Annotated in this window: 20 protein-coding genes, 1 tRNA gene and 1 pseudogene; 18 read left to right on the forward strand and 4 right to left on the reverse strand. The window is 39.7% G+C overall.

Annotated elements, in window-relative coordinates; translation table 11 throughout:
* Positions 1-98 precede the first annotated feature (98 nt).
* The 6 genes from RB214_RS07870 to ltrA all read left to right on the forward strand — a co-directional run bounded on the left by RB214_RS07870 (position 99) and on the right by ltrA (position 4,664).
* The gene (locus tag RB214_RS07870; RefSeq protein WP_002962894.1) at positions 99-647 is read left to right on the forward strand and encodes an NAD(P)H nitroreductase; all 549 of its coding nucleotides are present in this window, start codon (positions 99-101) and stop codon (positions 645-647) included.
* A gap of 202 nt (positions 648-849) precedes the next feature.
* Positions 850-1,227 carry a hypothetical protein gene (locus RB214_RS07875; protein WP_002962892.1) on the forward strand — a complete coding sequence of 126 codons (378 nt, stop codon included), beginning with the start codon at positions 850-852 and terminating at the stop codon, positions 1,225-1,227.
* Positions 1,228-1,371: 144 nt separating this feature from the next.
* A tRNA-Ser gene (locus RB214_RS07880) sits at positions 1,372-1,462 on the forward strand.
* A 53-nt stretch (positions 1,463-1,515) separates the two neighbouring features.
* A complete protein-coding gene (locus RB214_RS07885; RefSeq protein ID WP_002962891.1) occupies positions 1,516-1,902 on the forward strand; it encodes a hypothetical protein in 387 nt (128 codons plus the stop codon).
* Positions 1,903-1,971: 69 nt separating this feature from the next.
* On the forward strand, positions 1,972-2,592 hold the full coding sequence (locus RB214_RS07890; protein WP_002962890.1) for an FKBP-type peptidyl-prolyl cis-trans isomerase: 621 nt from the start codon (positions 1,972-1,974) through the stop codon (positions 2,590-2,592).
* Positions 2,593-3,389: 797 nt separating this feature from the next.
* On the forward strand, positions 3,390-4,664 hold the full coding sequence (ltrA, locus tag RB214_RS07895) for a group II intron reverse transcriptase/maturase (protein ID WP_294118655.1): 1,275 nt from the start codon (positions 3,390-3,392) through the stop codon (positions 4,662-4,664).
* A 402-nt stretch (positions 4,665-5,066) separates the two neighbouring features.
* Here ltrA and RB214_RS07900 read toward each other — a convergent pair whose 3' ends face one another.
* Positions 5,067-7,436: a TonB-dependent receptor gene (locus tag RB214_RS07900; protein ID WP_309168770.1), complete on the reverse strand. Its 2,370-nt coding sequence runs from the start codon at positions 7,434-7,436 to the stop codon at positions 5,067-5,069.
* 215 nt (positions 7,437-7,651) lie between these two features.
* Positions 7,652-8,040, reverse strand: a pseudogene (locus RB214_RS07905) (YkgJ family cysteine cluster protein).
* A gap of 280 nt (positions 8,041-8,320) precedes the next feature.
* On the opposite strand from RB214_RS07905, the gene RB214_RS07910 reads away from it, so the two are divergent.
* The 3 genes from RB214_RS07910 (at position 8,321) to RB214_RS07920 (ending at position 10,431) form a co-directional block, all read left to right on the forward strand.
* A complete protein-coding gene (locus RB214_RS07910) occupies positions 8,321-8,500 on the forward strand; it encodes a hypothetical protein (RefSeq protein ID WP_024592379.1) in 180 nt (59 codons plus the stop codon).
* A gap of 199 nt (positions 8,501-8,699) precedes the next feature.
* Positions 8,700-9,128, forward strand: a complete 429-nt coding sequence (locus tag RB214_RS07915; protein WP_309168773.1) for a tetratricopeptide repeat protein — start codon at positions 8,700-8,702, stop codon at positions 9,126-9,128.
* Between the two features lie 100 nt (positions 9,129-9,228).
* Positions 9,229-10,431 (forward strand): IS256 family transposase, encoded by a 1,203-nt coding sequence (locus tag RB214_RS07920; protein WP_309168774.1) that lies wholly within the window; start codon positions 9,229-9,231, stop codon positions 10,429-10,431.
* Between the two features lie 32 nt (positions 10,432-10,463).
* On the opposite strand, the gene RB214_RS07925 is transcribed toward RB214_RS07920, so the two are convergent.
* Positions 10,464-10,826, reverse strand: coding sequence for a hypothetical protein (locus RB214_RS07925; protein ID WP_309168776.1), 363 nt, complete (start codon positions 10,824-10,826; stop codon positions 10,464-10,466).
* 700 nt (positions 10,827-11,526) lie between these two features.
* On the opposite strand from RB214_RS07925, the gene RB214_RS07930 reads away from it, so the two are divergent.
* From RB214_RS07930 to RB214_RS07960, 7 genes are all read left to right on the forward strand, one after another.
* A complete protein-coding gene (locus RB214_RS07930; protein ID WP_375144343.1) occupies positions 11,527-12,807 on the forward strand; it encodes an alpha-amylase family glycosyl hydrolase in 1,281 nt (426 codons plus the stop codon).
* A gap of 65 nt (positions 12,808-12,872) precedes the next feature.
* Complete coding sequence (locus RB214_RS07935; protein ID WP_309168781.1) at positions 12,873-14,735, forward strand: glycoside hydrolase family 13 protein; 1,863 nt, start codon at positions 12,873-12,875, stop codon at positions 14,733-14,735.
* Positions 14,736-14,847: 112 nt separating this feature from the next.
* A complete protein-coding gene (locus RB214_RS07940) occupies positions 14,848-15,429 on the forward strand; it encodes a CBM35 domain-containing protein (protein WP_309168783.1) in 582 nt (193 codons plus the stop codon).
* Positions 15,365-15,925: a CBM35 domain-containing protein gene (locus tag RB214_RS07945; protein ID WP_309168784.1), complete on the forward strand. Its 561-nt coding sequence runs from the start codon at positions 15,365-15,367 to the stop codon at positions 15,923-15,925. The genes RB214_RS07940 and RB214_RS07945 overlap by 65 nt, the downstream gene beginning before the upstream one ends.
* Positions 15,837-17,825, forward strand: a complete 1,989-nt coding sequence (locus tag RB214_RS07950) for a glycosyl hydrolase family 28-related protein (protein ID WP_309168786.1) — start codon at positions 15,837-15,839, stop codon at positions 17,823-17,825. The genes RB214_RS07945 and RB214_RS07950 overlap by 89 nt, the downstream gene beginning before the upstream one ends.
* A 191-nt stretch (positions 17,826-18,016) precedes the next feature.
* The gene (locus RB214_RS07955; RefSeq protein WP_309168787.1) at positions 18,017-20,821 is read left to right on the forward strand and encodes a TonB-dependent receptor; all 2,805 of its coding nucleotides are present in this window, start codon (positions 18,017-18,019) and stop codon (positions 20,819-20,821) included.
* A 91-nt stretch (positions 20,822-20,912) separates the two neighbouring features.
* On the forward strand, positions 20,913-22,949 hold the full coding sequence (locus RB214_RS07960; protein WP_309168788.1) for a glycoside hydrolase family 97 protein: 2,037 nt from the start codon (positions 20,913-20,915) through the stop codon (positions 22,947-22,949).
* Here RB214_RS07960 and RB214_RS07965 read toward each other — a convergent pair.
* Positions 22,905-23,300, reverse strand: coding sequence for a hypothetical protein (locus RB214_RS07965; protein WP_309168789.1), 396 nt, complete (start codon positions 23,298-23,300; stop codon positions 22,905-22,907). The two genes, RB214_RS07960 and RB214_RS07965, sit on opposite strands and share 45 nt — an antisense overlap.
* A gap of 278 nt (positions 23,301-23,578) precedes the next feature.
* On the opposite strand from RB214_RS07965, the gene RB214_RS07970 reads away from it, so the two are divergent.
* The gene (locus RB214_RS07970; RefSeq protein ID WP_309168790.1) at positions 23,579-24,259 is read left to right on the forward strand and encodes a response regulator transcription factor; all 681 of its coding nucleotides are present in this window, start codon (positions 23,579-23,581) and stop codon (positions 24,257-24,259) included.
* Positions 24,260-25,549 (forward strand): HAMP domain-containing sensor histidine kinase, encoded by a 1,290-nt coding sequence (locus RB214_RS07975; RefSeq protein WP_309168792.1) that lies wholly within the window; start codon positions 24,260-24,262, stop codon positions 25,547-25,549.
* Positions 25,550-25,590 lie beyond the last annotated feature (41 nt).

Consider the following 25,590-nt stretch of genomic DNA (forward strand, 5'->3'; position numbering starts at 1 on the left):
AGTTGACCCTTTGCGGTCGTTTTGCATTTTAATTTCTCGGTATTTATTATTTAAGGTTTTAAATGTTACTCTATCGTTTTGAATTTTGAGGAATCGTTATGAACGCTATTGAGCTTTTACTTACCCGCCAATCAGACTCTAAACTAACAGAGCCGGGCCCTACGCCTGAGCAGCTCGACATAATTAAGCAAGCAGCATTACGTGTTCCTGATCATGGCTGTATAGCACCGTGGCAGTTCATCATAGCTCAAGGTGATGCACGCAATAAACTGGGTGACATTTACCATCAAAGTGCAGTGGCAGAGCAACAGACAGAAAAAGTAATTAACCGTGCTAAAGAGCTTCCCCTTCGTGCGCCTATGATTGTAATAGCAATTGCTAAATATCAAGAACACCCAAAAGTTCCTCGAATAGAACAAGTACAAAGCGCAGGCTGTAGTGTATTAGCGATGCAACAAGCTGCATTTGCCCAAGGGTTAGGCGGTGTTTGGCGCACAGGCTACTTTGCACAAAGTAGCGCGGTTAAAAAAGCGCTTAACTTACATGAGCAAGATGAAATAGTAGGGTATTTATATATAGGTACACCCGAAGTCGATTGTAAAAAGTCGCCTCGCCATAAACCAGAATATTATTTTAGTAATTTGTGAAATAGTATGAACTTTATGCAATTTGCATAGTCATATTCATTAAGGTTACTAAGAGTAATATAAAAGAGTTAGTGGTTTGGCTGTGAGAAGCGCTTGGAAGCACAAAAGTTAATAATTCTTCTTCAGTTTGTTTTTTAATCGGTTGTTTTTTGATACATTATGGAAAGTCTTAATAAAAATAACGATAAAGAAGACGAAAACAATGGGAAATTTATTTTTACAGGAAAAAGAAAACTGGCTTGCGTGGTCAATTTGGGGAATTGTTGGTGCTTTTGTAACCTTGTATGTTGCAATGAGTACAAATGCAGCGCATTTTATAGCAGGCTCTGCAATAGGTATGCTAATACTGTTAACTTTGTGGATGCAACAGTCTAAACGTTTTGACTTTGGACGGGCATTTAAAGTGTGTTGTTATGTTTTAGCGCTAAGTGTACTCCCCGCTTTTATGTTTGTAATAGTGCCAAGTGATGATTTAAATCGGTTTGACTTAATTTTTCAAAGTGTAACATTCACGGCACTGAGTTTATTGGCTTGTTTGATTTGTTCTTGGATTGCTCGCAGGCCCAAACAATATTACTGAGTATTGAATTAATAAGCGTGCTGCAGTAAATAGCGCAACAAAAGAGCAATGTGACTTGTTTTTAATCGTTTAATTATTATTTACGATTAATTTATATTTAGCTCTTTACAAGTAACACGTTTAACCATATTATTCGCGCCGTACGGAGAGATGGCAGAGTGGTCGAATGCACCGGTCTTGAAAACCGGCATGGGTTTATAGCCCATCTAGGGTTCAAATCCCTATCTCTCCACCATTATTTAAAAAAACCGCCTTATAGGCGGTTTTTTGCTTTGTGGAGTTTAATTAATGACTAAAGCAACGAACCTATCAACCTCACAGCAATTAATAAAACATCTTTTATTATGGGTGGTATTTGGTTACTGCTATCAAAGTGCTATTAGCTTGTTGGCAAAAATGGCGGTCGACGCACAACCAGAATATCCATTAATTACCGCTTTTGCTTATGGTCTTGGTTTTAATATTTTGGCTGCCCATCTTATTACTAAATATGATAAACATTGGCCAGTAATTGGCTCTGCTTTTATTGGTTTAGTAGGCTTAGTTGCAGTGCCATTTTTATTGTCTGGTGAATCTGGATTATTAGCTATTCCTTTACTTGTTGGAATTTTATTCACTTTACCGCTTTGTAGTTATATTGTTGGCCTAATTAAGCTAAAACTCAGCAAAAACTAGCCCCAAACGGGGTTTATTTTGTGATAGCATAGTCGTGTCTTTTAACTAACAAAACGTGAAAAACACATTATGTCAGATAATTTTACTACAGATGCTGAAAAAGCAAGTTACGGTATTGGCTTACAAATGGGTGAGCAACTTAAGTCTAATCCTTTTGAAGGCTTAAACCTAAATTCAGTATTTGAAGGCATGAAAGATGCGTACGCTGGTAGCGCATTTCAAGTTGAGATCCCTGAGATTCAAGCTGCATTCGAAAAGATTAACGAAGAGATCCAAGCTCGTCGTGAAGAAGAATCTAAAGTACTTTCTGCAGAAGGTATTGCATTCTTAGAAGAAAACGCAAAACGTCCTGAAATCACAGTAACTGAGTCTGGTCTTCAATACGAAGTACTAGCGACTGGCGAAGGCGAAAAGCCAACAGCTGAGTCTACAGTACGTGTTGATTACCACGGTACACTAATTAACGGTACTGTGTTTGATAGCTCATACGAGCGCGGTCAACCAGCTGAATTTCCAGTTGGTGGCGTGATCAAAGGCTGGACTGAAGCATTACAAATGATGCCTGTAGGTACTAAATGGCGTATCTACGTTCCTCATGAGCTTGCTTATGGAGAACGTGGCGCAGGTGCTGCAATCGCACCTTTCTCAACGCTTGTATTTGACGTTGAACTACACGAAATCATTTCTTAATTTAAATAAATTTTAAAATTAAGAGTTTAAAAAGCCGTATTCAATCTGAATACGGCTTTTTTGTTTGCCCAGCGAAGCTGGCAAACCCGATAGGCTGAAAGATGCCTTATCACCCTGACTAAGGGGAAGATAATCTGAATGGCAAGGGCGTCACTGGCCAACGGTGGGGTCTGAAGGAAGCCATAAGAAGTTAGAGGTACACAACTAACCGTAACCTGTTTCGGCAGTATTGGTGGGTCAGCGTGCAAAATAGCGCAACGCCCTATACTTAGTCAGACCAATACTGTGCTTGAGGGTGGGATTTCTAACAGGGAGCCAGTGCAGTAACTGGGGAAGCCTGGCATCTAAACTTAATGAGAGTAAGTGGCCTAAATACAAGGTGAAAGCCAAGATTTAGTGTCGGTGTGAGGTGGCAGATGAACCCGTAGTAGTGAGTAAGGCTAGGCCGATGAAAGCCAGTAATGGTGTGGAGGGGAAAACCAAGCCGACTATCAACAGAATGTTTGATAGGGTCAATTTTAATCAAAAGTTTTAATTGATTGCGAAGGGGGGAAGTATTCTTTAAGTGTATGAAAATCAGGAGTATCGACGTATAGGCTCACATGTATTTCGACGGAAATAGGCAAGAGATGACGGCTAAGCAGGAATGTGGACGCTGAGAACTGAAGGCCGAGCATGGGAGTAATGAGCGACCACTTAGGCAGATTGCCATTCGGCTAGCACACCTAATGTCCTCATGAAGAACACCACTATACATCAATGTGAAACGACAGACATACCGTAAGCAAAGGCAATTGATGACAGTTTACTACAGCTTGTATGGGCAATTATTAGATATTAATAACCTGTACAAGGGATTCAAAAAAGTGAAAGCAGCGAAAGGAGCGGCCGGAATAGATAGGCAGTCCATAGCCGCGTTCGCCTTGAATTTAGAAGAAAACTTGAAACAACTGCAAGGTGAACTGCAAAGCAAGCAGTATCGCGCACAGCCAGTCAAACGGATAGAAATACCGAAAGATGATGGTGGTGTGAGACTGCTGGGAATTCCAACAGTTCGCGACCGCATAGTACAACAAACACTATTGAACATTCTCCAACCGCTCTTCGACATCGACTTTCACCCATCAAGTTATGGGTACAGGCCGAAACGAAGTTGTCATGACGCCATCAGCAAAGCCACGGTATTTATTCGTAAATATCACCGTGAGTGGGTGGTTGATATGGATCTGTCGAAGTGTTTTGACCTACTCGATCACGACTTGATCATAAGCAGCGTCAAACGCAAAGTGACAGACGGTAGCATCTTAAAACTGCTCAAACAGTTTTTAAAAAGCGGAGTAATGATAGGCAATAATTGGGAAGCGAGTGAGCTAGGAAGTCCACAAGGTGGTGTTATCAGTCCATTGTTGGCGAATATCTACCTAGATGCATTTGATCAAGAAATGAAAAAGCGAAATCACAGAATAGTGAGGTACGCCGACGACATATTGATCTTATGCTGCACAGAAAAAGCAGCCAAGAATGCACTCACAGTAGCGACTCAGATACTCGAAAAAGGCTTAAAGTTAACAGTCAACCAAAAGAAAACGCACATAGCGCATAGTAGTGAAGGCGTAAAATTTTTGGGAGTGGAGATAGGCAGTAATTGGACGCGTATCCAAGCCACAAAACTCAAAGGCTTTAAACAAAGAGTAAAACGATTAACAAAGCGAAATAGTGGCATGAACTTAATTGAAGTAATAAAAAGACTCAATCCAGTGGTGCGCGGCTTTGTAAATTATTTCAGTATAGCCAATTGTAAACGAGTGCTAAATTTGTTGGCAAGGTGGGTGAGACGACGATTAAGGGCAATTCAGTTAAGGTTGTGGAAAAACCCAGCGAGGTTGCATAAGCGACTAAAACAATTAGGGAAAAAGCCGCCATTTAAGTTCATCAAAATGAACTCATGGCGAAACTCTCTAAGTCCATTATCGAATGTAGCGATGCCAAACCAATGGTTTGAGGAGCAAGGTTTATATTCAATGGAAAACGTAAGTACAGGATGGCTTGCTCAATCGGCGTTTAGAAAATAAGCCGAAGGGATAGAAGAATACAGGAGCCGTATACGAGGCCCGTACGTACGGTTCTGTGAGAGGGATGAGGCAAAAGCCTCACCCTACTCGATGTGTCTGTAATTTAAGAGTTTTATACCAATTAGCTTAATTAAGTGATCTATTTTTCGCTAAGAAAATTGTGTCGATAACAAGGCAAAAATTTCGTTGTTTAGTTGTTACCACTAATTGCTCTTGCATTGCTCTACCTCCAGCATCCATGCAGTCGTATATCAGAAATTCTTAACGCAGTTAGCATCAGGTTTAATCCTTCAAATCGATTAAGTATAACTGCGTGTTGATATTATATATTCTAAAAATAAAAAAAACCGCATTAATAAAATGCGGTTTGTAAATATATAAACTAAAAACTATTTTTAATTATTAAAAATAACCACGAACACCAAAGCGGAAGTTTCTGCCAGGTAGTGGGGCTTTATCTTTAATAAATGAGCTATGCACAAAGCCTAACTCATCAGTAATGTTATCCACGTTTATATAAAGCTGTGCATCTACACTGCCTAAACCTAATTGGTAATTAGCTTGTGCATCAAATAACGTATAGCCGTCCGTTTTTGTTTCAAATGCAGTTACATCGTTTTGATCAAAGTAATGAGTACCCGTTAATGTTAGTTGTAAGTCACCTAAATCGTACTGTAACTCAGAGCCTAATTTATTGGCAGGAATACGCGGTAAGTTGCCTTCGTCGTCTTTTAGTTTTGCACGAGTTGAGTCACCAAATACTTTAACCATAGCGCTTGGTGTTACTTGGTAATGCGCGTCAAACTCAATTCCATAAAGCTCTGCGTCTTTACTTGTAAACTGATAAACCGCAACAGCATCGTCATGTGCACCAATAGCTGATTCTAAACCATCTTCTTCATCGTAAACTAAACCCGTATTTTCTTGAAAATAAAAGTTTTTGATATCGTTATAGAAAAAGTTAACGGTGTAACCAAAATCACCGCTAAAGCGTCTAAAGCTTAAATCTAAGTTTGTTGAAGTTTCCTGCTTGATATTTTCTGGCTCAAAATGCGCTTCATTATCTTCAATATTGTAACCAAGGCCTAGCTCGTAAGTGCCAGTTGCAATGTGTAAGCCGTTAGATAAAAGTTCTGCCGAAAGCGGTGCTCGTTCTGAATGAGAAATACTTGTAGCGATACTATGACCCGGCTTGTATTGCCAAATGGCACCAGCAGAGGCACTTAAATTGGTAAAACTTTCATTATACCCAATGGTTTCTTCGTCGCTGTGATCTATTTCTACTTCATCGTGGCTATGCTCGTGTGCCGTGATTTGGCTTTCAATTTTGTAATCTTCAACACGTGCGCCAAGTTCAATTGTAACGTCGCCAAATTCACGCTCTTCTAGTAAATATAATGCGTTAGTTGTAGTTACACTTGCGGGTGTAAAGGCTTCTTCACCAATTGCATCGTAGTCAGAATCGCTGTAGTGATAGCCCATCATTCCGTGCCAATCAGCAAACTTATGCTCTACATTTAAACGTGCTTCAGTCGTTTTATTTTTAAAAGTAGTACCAATTTCGCCATCTTCAATTTCGCTGTGCGAGTAATCTGTATAGCCAACACGTAGGTTGATGGTTTCAATCCAGTTATTATGAAGGGCGTAACTTACAAGCCCTTGCCAGCGATTTTGCTCTAAATGTGCGTAAACTGGCTCCTCAGCAGCTTCATCTTCATGTTCTGCATGCTCTTCTTCAGTTTCACCTTTGTGATCGTGATGATGCTCATGCCCAGGAATACCGTAATCAGTATCAATACTACCGTAAGAAAAACCAATCGTTAAATGATCGCCAACATAGCTGGTACCAAAGTTGAGTGTTTCGCTATCAATAAAAGTATTTTCTACAGAATTCTCTGTTTCTACATCGCCATCATCGTCGGCAATAGTAAAGGTAGGTGTTTGGTAATCATCGCCACTGCGCTTAGTGCCATCAAAATGAAAGTTAAAGCCTTCATTACCTGTTTCAAGTTTTGCAGCTACTGTGTTTGAGTTTGACACTGTATCGTGGCTGTATTCAGCAGCACCCGTAAGCTCGTCGATATTGTCTGTAGGAATGCGGTTATCAACCACGTTTACAACACCGCCAATTGCGCCAGAGCCATAAAGTAGGGTACTTGGGCCACGTAATACTTCAATTTGTTCTGCTGCTAGGCTGTCGCTTGATGTCGCGTGGTCTGGGCCAATGCGTGATGCATCGCTGGCATCTAATCCGTTTTGTGTGATTTTAACGCGAGGGCCATCTAAACCACGAATAATTGGGCTTGATGATACAGGGCCAAAGTAACTTGCATTTACGCCTGGTAAACCTTTTAGAGTTTCACCAAGAGTTGGTTTAGATTTATTTCTTAATTCATCACCTGAGAGCACGCTTACTGGCGATATCATCTCGAGGCTATTTTTATGAAGTGCAGAGGCATAAACAACCACTGTCTCAACCGATGTTGGTTTAAGCGATACAGACAGGTTGTTTGAAGATTCGCTAACAGCAATACGAGAGTCTACGTAGTTGTCTTTACTAATATGTAATTGGCTATTTGCATCGATTTCTATAGCAAATTCGCCTAAATCATTACTTTTAACGCTTTGGTTTTTACCATGCACATGAATTGAGGCATTTTTAATTGGTTGATTTTTATCATCCATTACTTTGCCAGTAACAGTGGCAGCCAAAGCTGATTGAGAACATAAAACAGAAAAAATAGCAGAGGAGATTAATGTTAACTTTGTCATGGATATATTGGTTCGCGGTTATTATGTTGTGATATAATATAACACCGCAAAATCAGTGAATCAACAATGTTATAGTATAACTTTGTATTTTGCGATGAATGATCTAAAAATGACGATTAAACCAATTTTATAAAAATTATAATAATAGGTATGTTAATAGAAATACCTATTTATTCAAATGCGAGACTCATAGCGCTGCAGGTTTATCTGGGTATTTAAGAGTGGCTATCTATCATTATCAAATCTAGTTTATGCTGCGCTCTTGTCTGGTTTGTTATATCTATAGATTCAATCATTTCGCATTCGTCGCGGATCATCTCTGAAATAAGGCTAGGGTAGTGACGGCAGTCTTCTGGACGGTCAAGGTAAATACTGCAGGTATACATATTTTTAGCGAGAGGCTCCTTTTTAGGCGCAATTTCTAAAAATGGGCACACTTGAAGTCTTAAGCCTGTTTTTGGGTCAAACCAAATTTCGTTGTTTTTAACGTACTCATAAATTTCGGGGTTAAAGAGCTCCCATAACCTATTTCTTCTTTCGTTGCGCTTAAGTCGCCGCCACCATATTTAATACAGCATTTACCACACTGGTTGCACTCTTTCATAATTTGCTAATTTAGTTGACTGTTAACACATTTAAGTTAGGTATTAGTGTTGCACCAAATTTATTATTAACGCTCTACTGAATTGCCCCATTGTTTGCTTTTTGGGTGTGTAAAAAAGTTAGATACAATAACTTAAGTTAAAACCCCTTGTTACATTTTATATAGTACAGGCTTTATTTAATGCTTTACTCTAAGGTGGCGAAAAATATTATGAAACCTGCTTGGGCAGCTGTGTAGTTATTAAATGTTGCTGAGCGGGATCCCTAAGTAGGATGTAATTATGAAAGAAGCTGTCACTAAGTTAAAAACAGAATTTAATGCAAAGTTATTGTATTGGAACAATCTTAAAAGTAGCAAAGCTAAAGCGGCAATCATCCTATTATTTTTAGTTGTCATTGCACTTAAAGTGTTTACGACCATTTTTACGTTGGATTGGGTTGCAAGTTTATTCAGCGTGTAAGTTTACCAAGAGCAATTGCGATAAAGTTTAATCACAGAGTGTTTAACGCCTACGCGATGTTCATTATTAATGTATTATTACGCTATACACCAAATTAAATAAATCAGTTGTTTAAATACGTTTTATAATGACTGTAATGATACATTTTAGCTAAATTGAGTGAGTAAATGAGTTTAGCTGCATTAAAGGATAACCAGTGATGATGAATACAAAAGTATATAAAGCGGTACATGATCTAGCAGAAGATTTAATGGTGGCGGCTAACAAAAATAACCGTGAAAAGTTTGAGCCGTTATTTGCTCAATTAAAAGCTATTTGTATTGAAAACGAAAACACCTCAAAAGATCACCCTGTACAATGGGAAACTTTAGCTGATTTTACCGAAGAGTTAGAAGAGGCAATTACTACTTACGAAAAAGCATTAGAAAAGTCGATTGCGATTAATAACAAAGATCACATGTCGTCGGTTTCTTTTTCAATGGCTACATTACAGCTTGAGCTTGGCCAAAAAGATGAAGCTATTAAAAGCCTTCAAAATGCTAAAGTCAGCGCCAATAAAATTGAAGACAAAGAGCTTAAAGCTGAAATACACGACCTACTAGAGTCGCTTATTGAAGAAGAAGGTTAAATACTTAAAATTTACTAGCTCAGACTTGATCTGACAGCTACCCAGGTAGTGTTTAGAAATCTGTGTCATTTCAGTATTATTAAGAAAACAGGAGTGACACATGACTCAATCTTTCGATTTCAACAAAGCATTAGCTGAACTTCAAGCTGGTAAAGGTCTTACTGGCGAAGACGGTGTTCTAACACCCTTAATCAAACAACTCACCGAAGCGGCTCTTAAAGCCGAATTAGAGCAGCATCTACAATCTGAGACGCAAGTTAACCGTAAAAATGGTTCAACCAAAAAAACAGTTAAGTCATCCATAGGGCAATTCGAACTTGAAACGCCCAGAGACCGCGCAGGTTCGTTTGAACCTCAGCTAGTTAAAAAGAACCAAACTAAGTTAACGCCTGAAATTGATGAGAAAATTCTATCTATGTTTGCTTTAGGTATGAGCTACCGAGATATTCGAGGCCATATACAGGATATGTATGGCGTTGAAGTATCAAAGGCCACCATCACTGCCGTAACAGACCAACTGATACCAGAGCTTAAAGCATGGCAAGCGCGCAGTTTAGATACGCTTTACCCATTTATCTGGCTTGATGCCATTCATTATAAGATTAAAGAAAATGGCCGCTACGTGAGTAAGGCTATTTATACCGTACTAGGTGTCAATATTGAAGGCCGAAAAGAGTTACTTGGTTTATATATCTCTGAAAGTGAAGGGGCTAACTATTGGTTATCAGTATTAACTGATTTACATAATCGTGGTGTATCCGATATTTTAATTGCCTGTGTTGATGGACTAAAAGGCTTCCCTGAAGCAATAGCAACAATTTACCCCGACACCGAAGTGCAGGAGTGCGTCATTCATCAAATTCGTAATTCGATGAAGTACGTTGCTTCAAAGCACCAAAAAGAGTTTATGACTGACTTGAAACCCGTTTATAAGGCTGCCACTAAGGATGCAGCAGAAGCCGCTCTTGACGAATTAGATGCCAAATGGGGCAAGTTATACCCTATTGTTATCGCGTCTTGGCGTCGTAAATGGGGCAATCTGTCGGTTTATTTCAAGTATCCAGATTACGTGCGTAAAGCTATTTATACCACGAATGCGATTGAAGCTGTACATCGTCAGTTTAGGCGACTCACCAAGACAAAGGGAGGATTCCCTAATGAAAACAGCTTGATGAAACTATTGTATGCAGGCATATTAAATGCCTCAAAGAAATGGACAATGCCAATCCATAACTGGAATCTGACATTGTCGCAATTGGCCATCCACTTTGAAGGTAGATTAGATGGTGTGCTAGATATTTAGCAATTTAGGCTGACACAGAATTCTGAACGCCCTCACCAAGACAGGAATTGCCTTACTGTTGTTAACCTTTGATTGAAGGTATTTGGTGTAACAACTATTTTTTTTACCTTTCTACGTTTTTCATGATCCCGCTTTAAATACTCAACCAACCCACCTTTAATCTCAGCTTCATTAAAAAATTTCTTACTTGTAATACGTAACTCTAAATCAATACTCTCACTTTCAAGCCAAAGGTAAAGGACAGATAACTCTCGAAGATTACGAACAAGTGTGTTTGGGCTCAATGACCGACGACTTATAATAAATTCATTAGGAGCAGAAATGGGCATGTCGTTACTATCAAGCAGCAATGGGAGTAAATCTCCTGATTCATGTGTAATAATTTCTACTTTCATAATCTCTCCTAACTTTAAACTAAAGGTAGTAGAAAATAGATAACTTTACAACATTCTTATTATACGATTTTTTAAGTTTACTTTTTATTGAATAATAAAAAAGCCTCTCTAAACTTAACATTTAAAAGAGGCTTTAAATTTAATCTATTTCTTTGTTTTATAAGTACTAAAGCTAATTATAAATTAAGATTAACTTAACACTAATAACTTTATATCATTTAGAACGGGATGTCATCATCGATGAGAGTAGTTTAATGATCAGTGATAAATTGCATTGCTATGAAACAAAACAATTTGATTGGCACTAATAGCAATCGACTTAAATATTTGTCTATTCTAGCGGGTTTATTTAAAGCTCAGAGTAATATCACCATCGGGTTTGCAGCAGCACAGTAGCGTTTTTAAAAAAGCTGAAATATCCTTATCGTTCGCATTATTCTAATTCACTCTTTGCACATCTTATTATACGGCTTCAAAGGTTACTATTACGTTACAAAGTTACGTGCTGCGTTTGTTTTTTGAATGAATACGAATGGATACGATTTTATTGGTTTTAATACATATAATTCAGTGAACTAAAACTAATAATGAGTATTTTATGCACCTGAAAACATTACTAATTACAGCATCAATGTTACTGCTGGTTGCTTGTCAACAGTCACCAAGTACAGTACAGAGAGAACCACATCAAGTTTCGTCAATGGCGACTGTAAACAATCCTGACTGGTTAAAAGATGCCACTATCTATCAAATTAACACCCGGCAATTTACCGAACAAGGATCATTAAACGCGGCGAAAGAGCAACTACCCAGATTAAAAACCCTCGGTGTTGATATTATTTGGTTGATGCCCATACACCCAATTGGTGAGCAAAACCGTAAAGGGTTATTGGGGAGTCCTTACTCAATCCAAGATTATTTTGGCGTCAGCCCTGAGCTTGGTAGTTTCAATGATTTAAAAGCATTTGTTGATGCCGCCCACGCACAAGGTATGTACGTTATTCTGGATTGGGTGGCTAATCACACAGCCTGGGATAACCCAATGCTACGCGAGCATCCCGATTGGTATATGAAAGATCACGCTGGTAATTTAACTTCAACGCCATGGTTTGATTGGGAGGATATTATTGATTTGGATTATTCTAATACTGAACTGCGTAAATATATGTCAAGTGCCATGCAATTTTGGGTCAAAGAAGCGGGTATTGATGGTTACCGCTGTGATGCTGCAGGATTGGTGCCATTACAATTTTGGCAAGATGTAAGACAAGAGCTCGAAGCGATAAAGCCTGTATTTATGCTCGCAGAGTGGGAAGGGCGTGATTTTCATTACCAAGCGTTCGATGCAACCTATGCATGGAGTTGGTGGAAGGCTGTGCATGATATCGCGCAAGGAAAAACAGGTTTGGGTAAGCTGCATGAATACTATTCTTGGAATACCGGTTATTATCCTGAGCAAGCCATACGGCTTAACTACGTAAGTAATCATGATGCTAATGCTTGGGAAGCAACCCAGTTTGAAGCGTTTGGTGATGCGCTTGAAGCGGTGATTGCATTGTCTGTTGTGGGGGAAGGGATCCCAATGATTTATAACGGCCAAGAGGCCGGCAATCAAAAACGCTTAAAGTTTTTTGAACGCGACCCTATCCAATGGCAATCACATTCAGTGGGCGATTTATACCAGCAATTATTTGCTATAAAAAAGACAAATTCAGCATTGTTTAATGGGAAGTGGGGCGCACCTATGGTGCAGGTAAAAAATGATAAAAACGACCATGTCCTCAGTTTTATAAGGGCAAAAGGAGACAATAAAGTGCTAGCGATGTTCAACTTATCTGATGATGAGCAAACAGTTGAATTACAATCGGACTATGCGCAAGGTAAGTATATTGATGCTCTAAACCAAAAAGCTATTACTATTAATAAGCAACAAACATTAACCTTAGCTGCTTGGCAATTTAGCATTCTGATTGCTCAATAGTTACCTGTTTGTAACCTTGCATTATTTATTCTGTTTATTAATTGAGTGATTTTGCAAGGTTAAAAATGAAACGGTTTTTTCAATTAGGTTTATTGGCCGCATCCGTCAATGTATATGCGGCTACAGCACTTTCTAGTACTTCCGCAGACACGGCTGAATTTGTTCCACAATGGGCGAAAAAAGCTGTCTGGTATCAGATTTTCCCCGAACGCTTTCGAAATGGCGATTTAACGAATGACCCAACGGTCGATGATATAAAAGGTGCAGATCCGCGCCAACCGCCTGTGCAATGGCGTGTTCACCCATGGGGCAGCGACTGGTATGAGTTACAAGACTATGAACGAGCAAACCAACAAGCCAATAACGAAACGGCGATTAGTACGCATTTACTAAGGCGTCGTTATGGGGGGGATTTGCAAGGGATCATTGATAAGCTCGATTACCTCGCTGACTTAGGCATAAATGCGATTTATTTAAATCCGGTCTTTGATGCCCCCTCATTACATAAATACGATGCGGCTAGTTACCATCATATAGATCCAAATTTTGGTCCAGATCCACAAGGGGACCGCGCGCTAATGATGACGGAAAACCCGCTTGATCCAAATACATGGGTGTGGACCAAAGCCGATGAATTAGCAATTGAACTGATACATAAAGCTCATCATAAAGGGATTCGAATTATATTTGATGGGGTGTTCAATCATATGGGCATCAATAGTTTCGCATTTCAAAATTTAACAAAAAACCAAGCTCAATCTCCTTATAAAGATTGGTTTAGTGTGATTAGTTTTGACGATCAAAAACGCGGCACGAAGTTTGATTACGAAGGTTGGTTTGGGGTTAAGTCACTGCCTGAATTTAAAGAAGATCAACAGGGTTTAGCGAAAGGTCCAAAAGAGTATATCTTTGCTGCGACACAGCGTTGGATGAACCCCAAAGGCATGGGGAGTGAGTATGGAATTGATGGTTGGCGTTTAGATGTTGCCTATTGCATCGGCCATGGTTTTTGGAAAGAGTGGCGCAGCTTAGTTAAAGCTATTAATCCAGAGGCGTATTTAACTGCAGAAATAGTAGATACCCCAGAAAATGTGAAGCCTTATATGCAAGGAGATGAGTTTGATGGTGAAATGAATTATAACTTTGCTTTCACTGCCGCGGAGTTTTTATTTAATCCACCGCATATGGCAATTACAGCAGCTGAGTTTGATAGCAAACTCGCTGAACTACGTAGCCTTTATCCAAAAGGTGTAGCGTATGTTGTGCAAAATTTATTTGGTAGTCATGATTCAAACCGAATAGGTTCGCACATTGTTAACCGAGGCGTTGCTAATTTTCGAGATTGGCAAAAATACTTTAGCGCATCTCAAGTTGCGATAAACCCAGCTTATGATGTAAGTAAACCTAAAGCAAAGGATATTCAATTACAAAAATTATTTGCCGTATTGCAGATGACATATGTAGGTGCACCAATGATTTATTATGGTGATGAGGTTGGCATGTGGGGAGCAAATGATCCCGATACACGTAAGCCTATGTTGTGGAGCGATATAGAGTATAAGCAAGAAATACATGATCCGGATGGTAGTCAGCGTAAACCAGATTCAGTGTCTATAAATTACCAGCTTAAAAATCTGTATAAGCAATTAATCGCTTTGCGAAAGACGCATCAAGCATTGAGTATTGGTAGTTATAAAACAATACTGGCTGATAGCGCAGCTAATGTATTTGTGTTTCAACGACAATATAAAGACGAAACAGTATGGGTGGTGATTAATAATGCGCAAAAGCAGCAGAATATTACATTGCCTATTGGTAAGTTTAATGCCGTAACAACCTTGTTTTCCCAAAGCAAAGCAGTGATTGCAGGGCAGGCAGTTTCAATAAATGTGCCTGCAAAGAGCGCTGCGGTCTTTCAATTGAATTAATTTCAAGGTTAAGTTTATGTAACCAATGAGTAACCTTATTGTGTGTAGTTTGTGTTTTGTACAATAAAAAGCACGTTTATTTTCATTCACATACAAAATAAGGAGCTTAAAAATGAACGTCAAGCGTTTACTATTAAGCTTAACTCAGGCTTTATTGATCCCTGCTATTGCGGGGCTCAATGCGCTATCTAATCAAGCATATGCGCAAACACTTTCGCAACAAGAAGCTGAAAATGCAAATTATACAGGTGGTGCAGCATTTGAGTCAGAACATACCGGTTTCTCAGGTTCAGGCTACCTAGGCGGCTTTACCGATAGTAACAAGGGTAATGCTGTTGTTAACTTTGCATTTAATGTACCACAAGCTGGGGTTTATAGCTTAGACACGCGATATGCTAATGCCACAGGAAGCAGCAAGTCATTAAGTTTATATGTAGATAATCAATATATTCAACAGCTCAATTTTGGTAACGGTAGTAATTGGGGAGATTGGTTGAACCAAGCTAACACGATGAATTTAAGCGCGGGAGATCATATGATTAACCTTCGTTTTGATAATCAAGATAGTGGAAATGTAAACCTTGATAGCTTTACTATTAGTAGTAGCCAAACCACCCCCCTCAACACCCGTGTTAATCGTCAATCAACAGCTAGAATTAGAGCAGGCGGCGCTGACTGGAGGTGCAGTTGTTGATACATCGCACGCAGGCTACAGTGGCAGAGGCTTCGTTGATAGTCATAAAGGTCAAGCATGTAGCCAGTTTAACGTTGATGTAATGCAAGCTGGTATGTATGAATTAGAATTGAGATACGCAAATGGTACGGGCAGTGTACGCACATTGAGTCTGGTTACAGATCAAAACAGCGAGCAAATTAGTTTACCTGCAACTGCTAATTGGAATAGTTGGACAAGCTTTGCACATACGGTGTATTTAGATGTGGGCAGTCATTCATTAAGTTATTTATTTGCCAATAGTGACTCAGGGAACATAAATTTAGATACGGTTGGATTAATCCAAGTTACAAGTACAGACCCTGGGCCTGATCCCACAGAGCCGCCGGTAGTAAACCCTGTTGATGGCAATTACTACGAAGCTGAGAATGCATTTCTCTCAGGGGGGGGCGTATCTGTCTACATCAATTTTAGGTTATCAGGGCACTGGCGCAGCAGTCCAAAGCGCACAAATTAGTTCACGCATTATCACAACCGTTAATGCGGCTCAAAGTGGTGCGCAAACGGTGACCTTTCGTTATCAAAATAATACTGGTAGTACACAGCATGCTAATTTGCTTATCGATGGTATAGCAGCTGGTGAACTTACTTTTGAGTCTACCACTGGCTTTACGGATAAAGCTTATAGCCTTAATTTAAAAAAAGGCATCGGAACACTTACTCTCGCGCAACATAGTAGCTCAACAGGGGAATATGCAATTGATAATATTACTCTTGAACAAGGCGCGCAGTTGCAAGCTCGAGGAGCCACTACGCCATATATTGCTTATGAAGCAGAACAAGGGGTTACAAATGCGCAGGTAATGGCACCAAGCCGTGTATTTCATGAAGTTGCCGCCGAAGCATCCGGCCGCCAAGCCGTAAGGTTAGCTAATTATGGTGACTATGTAGAGTTTACTCTTAATGAACCTGCAAATGCGTTTGTATTACGCAGCTCTATCCCGGATACAGCGAGTGGCAGTGGTGAAATACAGACTCTGGGAGTGTTCGCCAATGGCGTTAAGCTTGGTGATCATCAAGTAAGTAGTTTATTTAGCTGGGTTTATGGAAGTTACCCATATGGTAATAATCCATCGCAAGGTTCCCCGCAGCGTTATTTCGATGGTTCACGGATGATGTTGGGGCAAACACTGCCAGCAGGTACGATATTACGCTTTGAAAAAGACGCAAATGCAAGCTCACAGCATTATGATATTGACTTAATTGAAACGGAATTAGTCGAGGCACCGCGCAGTAAACCAGCTGGATTTGTATCAATCGAAGATTTTGGAGCGGTAGCTAATGATGGCATTGATGATTTAACCGCTATTCGCAATACAATTAATAGCGCAAAATATCAAGGTACAGGGGTATGGATACCTGCTGGACGTTTTATTGTCAGTGATCGGTTTAATCTTGCCGATGTTGCTGTCATTGGAGCCGGCCCTTGGTATTCAGTTATTGCTGGCTTAAATGGTAAAGGTGGGTTTTATGCTACAGGTGATAACGTGACAATTGCGCATTTAATGATTGATGGCGATGTACGTTATCGTGATGACGCTGCTTTTCATGCTGCACTGGAAGGTAATTTTGGTACGGGCTCACTACTACAAAATATTTGGATTGAACATACTAAAGTTGGTCTGTGGGGCTCTGCAGGCACTGACGGTTTATTAGCCGTAGGACTTAGGATCCGTAACACTTTCGCAGATGGTGTAAATCTTCACACCGATATAAAAGATACCCATATTACCCAATCAATGATCCGTAATACTGGTGATGATACGTTGGCAATGTGGTCATCTGGTTCACCTGTCACACGCAGCGCATTTATTAATAACACAGTACAAGTACCACTGCTTGGCAATGGTGCTGGGATTTATGGCGGTACTGATAATGCGATTCTTAATAACATTTTTGCAGATACATTAACAGGCTCTGCAGGTGTTGCAATTGGCACGCGTTTTAATCCAACGCCGCTGGCAGGTACCACACGGGTTGAAAATCGGGTTGAAAATACGACATTACTGAGAACAGGCGGGTATGAGCCTAATTGGCAATCACAGTTAGGCGCAATCTGGGTTTATGCAGATTCTGCTGACATCACAGCACCAATCGAGGTTAACAATGTCGATATTATTGATAGTACACACCAAGCTATTTTAGTTAGCTGGCAAAAACGAGTTGAAAATTTGCTATTTAAAAACGTCAACATTAATGGTGTTCAAGCAAATGGCAGCGCAGGTGATTTTAGTATGGAGTTTCAAGCACAAGGTGAGGCCTATTTAGAGAATGTAACGGTCACAAATGGTGCAAATGGGGTAAATAAATGGCCTACATACAACTTAATTTTGGGGCCTGATAATTCTGGGTTTTAATATTTAATTCACTGTATTTTAAATGGTTTACTTCCCTATTTACTGCGCCTTACTACTGGTTTGGTGCAGTGTTTTGAATTAATTTGGGGCCAGTAACCATTTTGTAACTTGGTTAACAATAAAGTGGTTGTTAAGGGATTAAGTTGTTACCTACTTTCACACACATAATAATATTTTTGGAGATGCATGTGATGCAAAACTTTCAACCAAAAGCCATTACCTTAGCATTGGCTGCCGCTGGCTTATTTACGCTGAACGTAAATGCAGCACAACAAATACAACAGCAGGCTATTGACGAAGATAGCGTTGAGGTCATTGAAGTTAAGGGATTTCGAGCAAGTTTAATAAAAGCCCAGTCAGTCAAGCAAGACAGCACGTCGATTATTGAAGCGATCACTGCTGAGGATATCGGCAAACTACCTGATCCAAGTATTGCGGAAACGATCACTCGTTTACCTGGTATCGCTGCACGACGTATTAATGGCAAAGCCAGTGAAATATCTATCCGTGGTCTAAGCCAAGACTTCTCAGCGACAACGCTAAATGGTCGCGAACAAGTTACTTTAAATGATAATCGAGGTGTGGATTTTTCTATTTACCCTGCTGAAATAATGTCAGGCGTAGTGGTTCATAAGTCTGCAGATGCGAGTTTAATGACCCAAGGTATAGCTGGGGTAGTTGACTTACAAACGGTTAAACCACTTGCTTATGGTGAACAAAATATCCAAGTAGGTGCGACTTACGAAAAAAATACATTAGGTAATCTAAATCCCGATGGTGATGATTCGGGTGAGCGTTATAACTTTTCATATATAGATCAATTCGCAGACGATAATCTTGGCTTAGCACTGTCATTTAATCATATGACGTCACCCACCCAACAACAAAAATGGTTAGCGTGGGGCGATGATGCATGGCCGACAACAGAGGTTGATGGCGAAACAAATTATATTCTCGGTGGTGCGAATCCACGAGTGCGTTCGACGTTACAAACTCGTGATACGGTTATGGCCGTCGTGGAATTTAAGCCAACCGAACGCTTTCACATAATCGCTGATGCACTTTATATTGATTTTGAAGATGAGCAAATTCAACGTGGTATTGAAACTCCTGCGGCGTGGAGTGGGGCTAATATGCAAGTCCTTGAAACGAAAGATGGAGTTGTAAGTCATGGCATTATTGGTAACACGCAATCAGTATTACATGGTGACTATCAAACTGAAGACTCAGCACTGAAAGCGTTTGGCTTAAATATTGATTACCAGATGACTGACACATTGAGTGTTAATTTTGATGCGAGCTATTCGCAAGTAACACGCAATAAATGGCAGTTAGAAACATACGCAGGTAGTGGCCGTGGTGATGGCGTTGGTGCTATGGAAAATATTGAGTTTTGGATGAAGGATGTAAATGAAGGGGTTGAATTCGATTCAGATCAAGACTACAGCGATTCAGCGATTTATAAGTTAGGCGGGCCATTAAGTTGGGGTGGGGGCAATCCACTTTATGCTGCAAGTGACGACCAAGATGGATTTTTATCTATTATCGAAATAGAAGATGAGTTAACTACATTACGTTTGGACGCCAAACAAGTATTAGAAGGGGGCTTTTTCACTCAACTTCAATTTGGCATTAATTACAGTGACCGTGAAAAATCGAAACTGGATACTGGTCGCTACCTTACCTTAAAAGACTACCCAAATATGCTGGATGTACCGGCAGGTTTAGCGTTATCGCCTACCTCATTAGATTTTTTAGGCATGGGTAGTATGATCAGCTATGACTCAAAAGGCATATACAGCCAAGGTTACTACGATGAATTTGTCAGTGACTTAACTGAAATGTCGCGTGCCACGAATAGCTGGAGCATTGGTGAAGAAGTGATAACTTTCTATACTAAGGCCGATTTTGAAACCGCAATTAGCGACGATATTTATCTGTCGGGTAATATGGGGGTGCAGTACATTAAAACTGAGCAAGACGGTTTAAGCTACATTGGCTCAACGGTTCCTTATGAAGGGGATTTACCAATAGATAGTTATGTGAAACGTGATCCAGTAAGTGATAGTGTATCATATAGCCAAACGTTGCCCTCACTTAATACAAATCTTAATTTATATGATGACCACTACCTACGTTTTTCTGTAGCGAAAACTATTTCGCGTTCACGTATGGATAGGCTGCGCCCAGCATTTGAAATCAATTTTAATAATACTGTAAACCAAGACCCTGGAGAAGAAGGGTTTAGTTTAGATAGAACGCCATGGAGTGCATACTCTGGTACATCTAAGTTAAAACCGCTGGAGGCAATAAACTGGGATTTATCATATGAATATTACTTTGCTGCTGATGGTTATATCTCGGTTGCAGGCTTTTATAAAGACATGCCAAATTGGCAAGAAGTAGTACCAACTGCGATTGATTTTAGCCAATACAGTGAATATGCCAATATTGGCCCAGATGAAACAATTAACTACAACCAAGGTTATTTATATGAATGGGGCAAAACGGGTAACGGCAAAATTGATGGAGTTGAACTCTCTGCGACTATTCCAGGCCACATAATTGCCGATGAGCTTGATGGTTTTGGTGTTGTTGCTAGTATTACTTACCTTGATGCTAAAGTAGAAGTTGAAGATAAAGGTGAGCTGCGTATGCCTGGTCTTTCAGACTCAATCTTTAACTTTACTGCCTTCTATGAAAGTAATGGCTGGCAGATCAGAGCCAGTATGCGAAAACGCGATGAGTACCCCGATTCTTTGGGTTACAACAATGCCGCAAAAGTTATCGTAGGCAGTACGTTAGTCGATGCACAAATTGGTTACGACTTCTCTGAATCAGGGATTGATTCTCTCGAAGGTTTAACGGTCATGTTGCAAGCTTATAACTTAACAGATGAACCTTTTAAAGCTTATGTTGCAGAAAATAAAGCATTGGTGAGTGACTACCAAGTATATGGCCGCAGCTTATTACTATCAGCAAGTTATAAGTTTTAAGTCCCAAGTGTTGTCAAAAGAGGTGGAGTATGTGGTTAGTTACCCTTCCATATACTTTACCTCTTTTTTATTTTTAGTTTAAGGAATAGGTATGCGAACGATCGCAATAATCTTGCTTTGCTGGCTTTGCCAAGCATGCTCTCAAGAGCCAACCAGACATTCAGTTCACTCCCCCAATAATCAAATACATATTACTGTGCAGCTCAATGATAAAGGCCAGCTTACTTATCAGGTTGATAAAAATGATACCCAGTTACTGATGCCTTCTAAGTTAGGGTTTACGTTACAAAAACAGCCGACACTGGAAACATTTGAAGTTATCAGTAGTCAGATCAAGTCATTTAAAAAAGACTGGCAGGCAGTTTGGGGAGAACGCAAAAATATCACGAATGAATATAATGAGCTTTTCATCGCGTTAAAAGATAAGCAAAGTGAACGTAAAATAAATATGCGCTTTCGGGCCTATGATGATGGCATTGCATTTCGTTATGAGTTCCCTCAACAAACAGCACTCAGTAATGTCGTTATTATGGATGAAAAAACCCAGTTTAATCTAGCGCAGGATTATCAAAGTTGGTGGATAGAAGCTGACTACGATAGTTACGAAAAACTATATAAACACAGTCCCGTTTCACAGGTTGAGCACGTACAAACACCTTTCACTATGCGCAGCAAAAACGGCGTGCACTTAAGTATTCATGAGGCAGCATTAACCGATTACGCGAGTATGACGTTAAAGCATGAGCATAATAGCCAGTTAAGCGCTGAACTAGTGCCTTGGCAAGATGGCACAAAAGTTAAAACAAAGGTTCCATTTAGAACTCCTTGGCGAACGCTGCAAATAGCTGATAGTGCAGCACAACTGGCATCTTCAGATTTGATTTTAAATTTAAATGAAGCCAATAAAATCAGCGAAACAGCATGGATAAAACCCATGAAATACATAGGTATTTGGTGGGGGATTCATTTAGGTGTGCACACATGGCAAGAAGGAGAAAGGCATGCTGCGACTACCGAGCGAGCAATGCAATATATTGATTTTGCAAAACAGCATAATATTCAAGGGGTATTGTTTGAGGGCTGGAATAAAGGGTGGGAACAATGGGGCACTCGCGAAGCATATTTAGTCGCAACCGATGATTTTGATCTTGAAAAAGTCGCCGATTATGCCAAACGCCAAGGCGTTGCAATTGTTGGGCATAATGAAACCGGTGGGAATATTGCTGCTTATGAAAGTCATGTGAACGAAATATTTTCTATTTATAACAAGTTAGGTATCAACACCGTTAAAACAGGTTATGTGGCTGAAAAAGGCTTTAGCAATGGCGAGCATCATCAAGGTCAGTTTGGGGTTAATCACTATCGTAAAATTGTTAAACTGGCAGCAAAGTACCATATTATGCTTGATGCCCATGAGCCAATCAAAGATACCGGCATTCGTCGTACTTGGCCGAATATGATGACCAGAGAGGGGGCACGCGGAGGTGAATATAATGCATGGAGTGACGGAAACTCAGCAGATTATACGATGATCTTACCTTTTACTCGCCTGCTTAGTGGGCCGATGGATTACACTCCTGGAATTTTTGATATCGATTACAGCCGGTTTCAAGGGCAACGTTTTGATTGGCAAGGCAACCCACAGAAAAGTCACTATCGTGTACATACCACTCTTGCGCGGCAGTTAGCCAATATGTTGGTGCTATATAGTCCGCTTCAAATGGCGGCAGATATGATTGAAAACTATCAAGACCATCCTGCATTTGAATTTATTAAAGCACTTAACGTTGATTATGACGACAGCAAAGTATTAAACGCTGAAATAGGTGAGTACATCAGTGTTGCACGGCGAGCAAAGCAGCAGTGGTTTATCGCCAGCGCAACAAATTCTGAAGCCCGTAAACTAAGTTTAAAACTAGATTTTTTACCTGCTAATAGGCAGTACTTTGCGACTATTTACCAGGACGCAGCCAACACTGATTGGCAAAATAATCCAGAAGCGTATGAAATAAAAGAGCAAGTTGTTGATGCCAGTACGGTGCTAAATCTACAATTAGCTGCAGCTGGTGGTGCTGCTATATCACTAATCCCTCTCGATGGGCATTTGGGTAACATAAATAAACAATAAAGCGTCGGGATGTTCAGCTAAACGAGTTACTTTAAACTCAACATGTAAGTAATTTGCTTGGTTATTAATCGGCAGCTCAAAATACATATCAGAGGCATAAAAAATATGTTTGAGCTGCACCACGCTGCCTTGTTGTTTGATGCCAAACTTAGACTGCTCAGGTGTATCGTGAGCTTTGGCAAAAGCGAATTCATGGTTCCAATCAGCGCTGGCAATTTTGAATCTCGCGCCCCAACTATCAACTTGTGTGCCACCAATAAAAATATTGTTGATCTGGTAGCTTTGCATTTGTCCGTGATAACGTAATTGATTGTTTTGCTCTGCTTTCCAACCTGAGAATGAGTTAGGCATATACACCTCATAATCGAGTTTATAACCCGGACTGGTAGCAAAATCGTGTTGAGAGAGCGGGACCGGTTTTCTTTCATCAAAGGTATAGTGGAAATCACAAGCAGTGAGAAAAAACACCGAGAAAACAATAAATAGGTACGAGTTGCTCATGATAAATTTGTACAAAACCAGAATGAAATTATGTACAGTATGTTAACTGGAGATGGGACGAACCCCAATCATTATTAGCTATTTTTTGCTACATACGTATGCAAAGTAGTGTGAGGTAAAAATACCCTATGAGTATTCGGATATTATACGTTGAAGATGATAAAAATTTTGCCGCGACAGTACTTGAATTTTTGGAATTGATGGGACTGATTTGTGACTACGCAGATAACGGTTTACAAGGTGTTACGCTCGCAAAGAAAAACCAATACGATGTGATAGTGACCGATATTACTATGCCAAAACTTGATGGTCGGCAAATGTGTCAGGAGTTACGCTTGCAAGGCATTGACACTCCTATTTTGATGCTGAGCGCATTACATGAATTAGATGATAAGTTAGCTGGCTTTGACTGTGGTGCAGATGATTACTTAACTAAACCATTTGAATTAAAAGAGTTAGTTGCACGTATTAAAACATTATCAAAACGACGTAGTGGTAATGCACAAAAACTCGTTATAAAAGACTTGGCACTTGAACTTAATTTAGGTGAGCATCTTGCTTTTCGCGAAGGGGTGCAATTAAAACTAACACCATCGGGATGGAAAATATTAGAAGTTATAGCGCGAGCGTATCCTAATTGTGTGGATAGGCAAATGCTTGAGCATGTTATTTGGGGAGACGATATTCCCGACAGTGAAGCGTTAAAAGTGCACATACATCGCCTACGACAGCGTGTAGACAAACCTTTTTCCGAGCCGTTGCTGCATATTGTCAATGGCGGGGCTGTTTTGAAAAGAGCCAATCTATAAATGGGCTTTCCGCAATTACAATTTAAACAGTTTAAGGCGACTTTAACGGTTGCCTTGCTGTTATTTATCTTCATTGTGATTTATTTAAGTTATAGCTCGTTTAATTATCAAAAAGAATATATCACTCAAAAAATTGAAGTGTTACAAGACTTCGCTGAGCGCTCTATGAGTCGTTTACAGACTAATCCATCGCTTTATCAAGGTGATCAGGCTACGATTTTAGGTGATGACCGTATGCAGTTTGTTTCGGGGTATCAGCAATTAAGCTTACATGTCTATAATGTCCCCACTGAGCCGCAAATTAATACTGGGAAAGTGAATTTGTATATTAATCAGTTTGGTGGGCTATGGACGGTCTCTGAAATCATTCTTATTTACCGAATTAGCCATGAGGGTCGTGATTATTATGCGTACTATCATAACAATACGCGCTTTAATGACCTTGAGTTAAAAACTTATCTAACCGATAAGATGCAACCAGCAATTATAACTGCCACTACAATGATAATCGCCTTGTTTATGTTTCAATTATTTCAAATCGCCCGAGTTAACTCTGTGGTCGCAGAACTTGCACAATGGGCAGATAGCATTGCGGCAGGTAAACCGCTTGCTCTGCCGAGAATGAAATCGGGTGGTATTAATTACCTTGCGAAAACCATGAATAAAAGCCTCGATACTTTTAGCCATATTTTAGAAAAAGAGCATGCATTTGCGCGTTTTAGCAGCCATGAACTTCGTACTCAAGTGGCTGTGTTATCAGCAAATATGGAATTGTTAGAGTTAATAATGAATGATTTAAAACCGCAAGAGCGACGAGTGTTAAATCGCATGTTAACTGCGATTGAAGATATGAAATATCAAATGGAGGCTTTACTGTGGTTAAGTAAAGAAACTGAAAAAGAGTTAGTAAAAGAAAATTGCAGTATAAAAACAATTATGAGTAAGTCTGTGGCAGAGAACCAACTCTACTTAAGTCATGATACTGTGAAAGTGTTGGTTATTGGTGATGATCTCACTTTTAGGACTCATCCTACATTGCTGCAAATTGCTTGTAACAACTTGGTTCGCAATGCCTTTCAAAACACGGCTAAAGGGCAAGTCATGATTGAGATCGATACAGATGGATTTATGATCAGTAATCATAATGACGAAATACTAAGCGAGGATGAAAAACAGCATGGTTTCGGTATTGGTTTGATTATTGTAGAGCGTATTGTAGAAAAACTTGAACTTGACTATACAATGCAAGAGCTTGAAGCTGGGCGTAGTGTAGAAATTAAATTAACTTAAATGTTATAGTTCCACTAAGCTAGTTCAGAAATTATATACAT

Source organism: Pseudoalteromonas sp. HL-AS1 (assembly GCF_031198785.1).
GTDB lineage: Bacteria > Pseudomonadota > Gammaproteobacteria > Enterobacterales > Alteromonadaceae > Pseudoalteromonas > Pseudoalteromonas distincta.

What these genes read in the sequence shown, in the direction of transcription:
- RB214_RS07870 (WP_002962894.1), top strand. Translation starts at nt 99, where the DNA reads ATGAACGCTATTGAGCTTTTACTTACCCGCCAATCAGACTCTAAACTA.
- RB214_RS07875 (WP_002962892.1), top strand. Translation starts at nt 850, where the DNA reads ATGGGAAATTTATTTTTACAGGAAAAAGAAAACTGGCTTGCGTGGTCA.
- RB214_RS07885 (WP_002962891.1), top strand. Translation starts at nt 1,516, where the DNA reads ATGACTAAAGCAACGAACCTATCAACCTCACAGCAATTAATAAAACAT.
- RB214_RS07890 (WP_002962890.1), top strand. Translation starts at nt 1,972, where the DNA reads ATGTCAGATAATTTTACTACAGATGCTGAAAAAGCAAGTTACGGTATT.
- ltrA (WP_294118655.1), top strand. Translation starts at nt 3,390, where the DNA reads ATGACAGTTTACTACAGCTTGTATGGGCAATTATTAGATATTAATAAC.
- RB214_RS07900 (WP_309168770.1), bottom strand. Translation starts at nt 7,436, where the DNA reads ATGACAAAGTTAACATTAATCTCCTCTGCTATTTTTTCTGTTTTATGT.
- RB214_RS07910 (WP_024592379.1), top strand. Translation starts at nt 8,321, where the DNA reads ATGAAAGAAGCTGTCACTAAGTTAAAAACAGAATTTAATGCAAAGTTA.
- RB214_RS07915 (WP_309168773.1), top strand. Translation starts at nt 8,700, where the DNA reads ATGATGAATACAAAAGTATATAAAGCGGTACATGATCTAGCAGAAGAT.
- RB214_RS07920 (WP_309168774.1), top strand. Translation starts at nt 9,229, where the DNA reads ATGACTCAATCTTTCGATTTCAACAAAGCATTAGCTGAACTTCAAGCT.
- RB214_RS07925 (WP_309168776.1), bottom strand. Translation starts at nt 10,826, where the DNA reads ATGAAAGTAGAAATTATTACACATGAATCAGGAGATTTACTCCCATTG.
- RB214_RS07930 (WP_375144343.1), top strand. Translation starts at nt 11,527, where the DNA reads ATGGCGACTGTAAACAATCCTGACTGGTTAAAAGATGCCACTATCTAT.
- RB214_RS07935 (WP_309168781.1), top strand. Translation starts at nt 12,873, where the DNA reads ATGAAACGGTTTTTTCAATTAGGTTTATTGGCCGCATCCGTCAATGTA.
- RB214_RS07940 (WP_309168783.1), top strand. Translation starts at nt 14,848, where the DNA reads ATGAACGTCAAGCGTTTACTATTAAGCTTAACTCAGGCTTTATTGATC.
- RB214_RS07950 (WP_309168786.1), top strand. Translation starts at nt 15,837, where the DNA reads ATGCATTTCTCTCAGGGGGGGGCGTATCTGTCTACATCAATTTTAGGT.
- RB214_RS07955 (WP_309168787.1), top strand. Translation starts at nt 18,017, where the DNA reads ATGCAAAACTTTCAACCAAAAGCCATTACCTTAGCATTGGCTGCCGCT.
- RB214_RS07960 (WP_309168788.1), top strand. Translation starts at nt 20,913, where the DNA reads ATGCGAACGATCGCAATAATCTTGCTTTGCTGGCTTTGCCAAGCATGC.
- RB214_RS07965 (WP_309168789.1), bottom strand. Translation starts at nt 23,300, where the DNA reads ATGCCTAACTCATTCTCAGGTTGGAAAGCAGAGCAAAACAATCAATTA.
- RB214_RS07970 (WP_309168790.1), top strand. Translation starts at nt 23,579, where the DNA reads ATGAGTATTCGGATATTATACGTTGAAGATGATAAAAATTTTGCCGCG.
- RB214_RS07975 (WP_309168792.1), top strand. Translation starts at nt 24,260, where the DNA reads ATGGGCTTTCCGCAATTACAATTTAAACAGTTTAAGGCGACTTTAACG.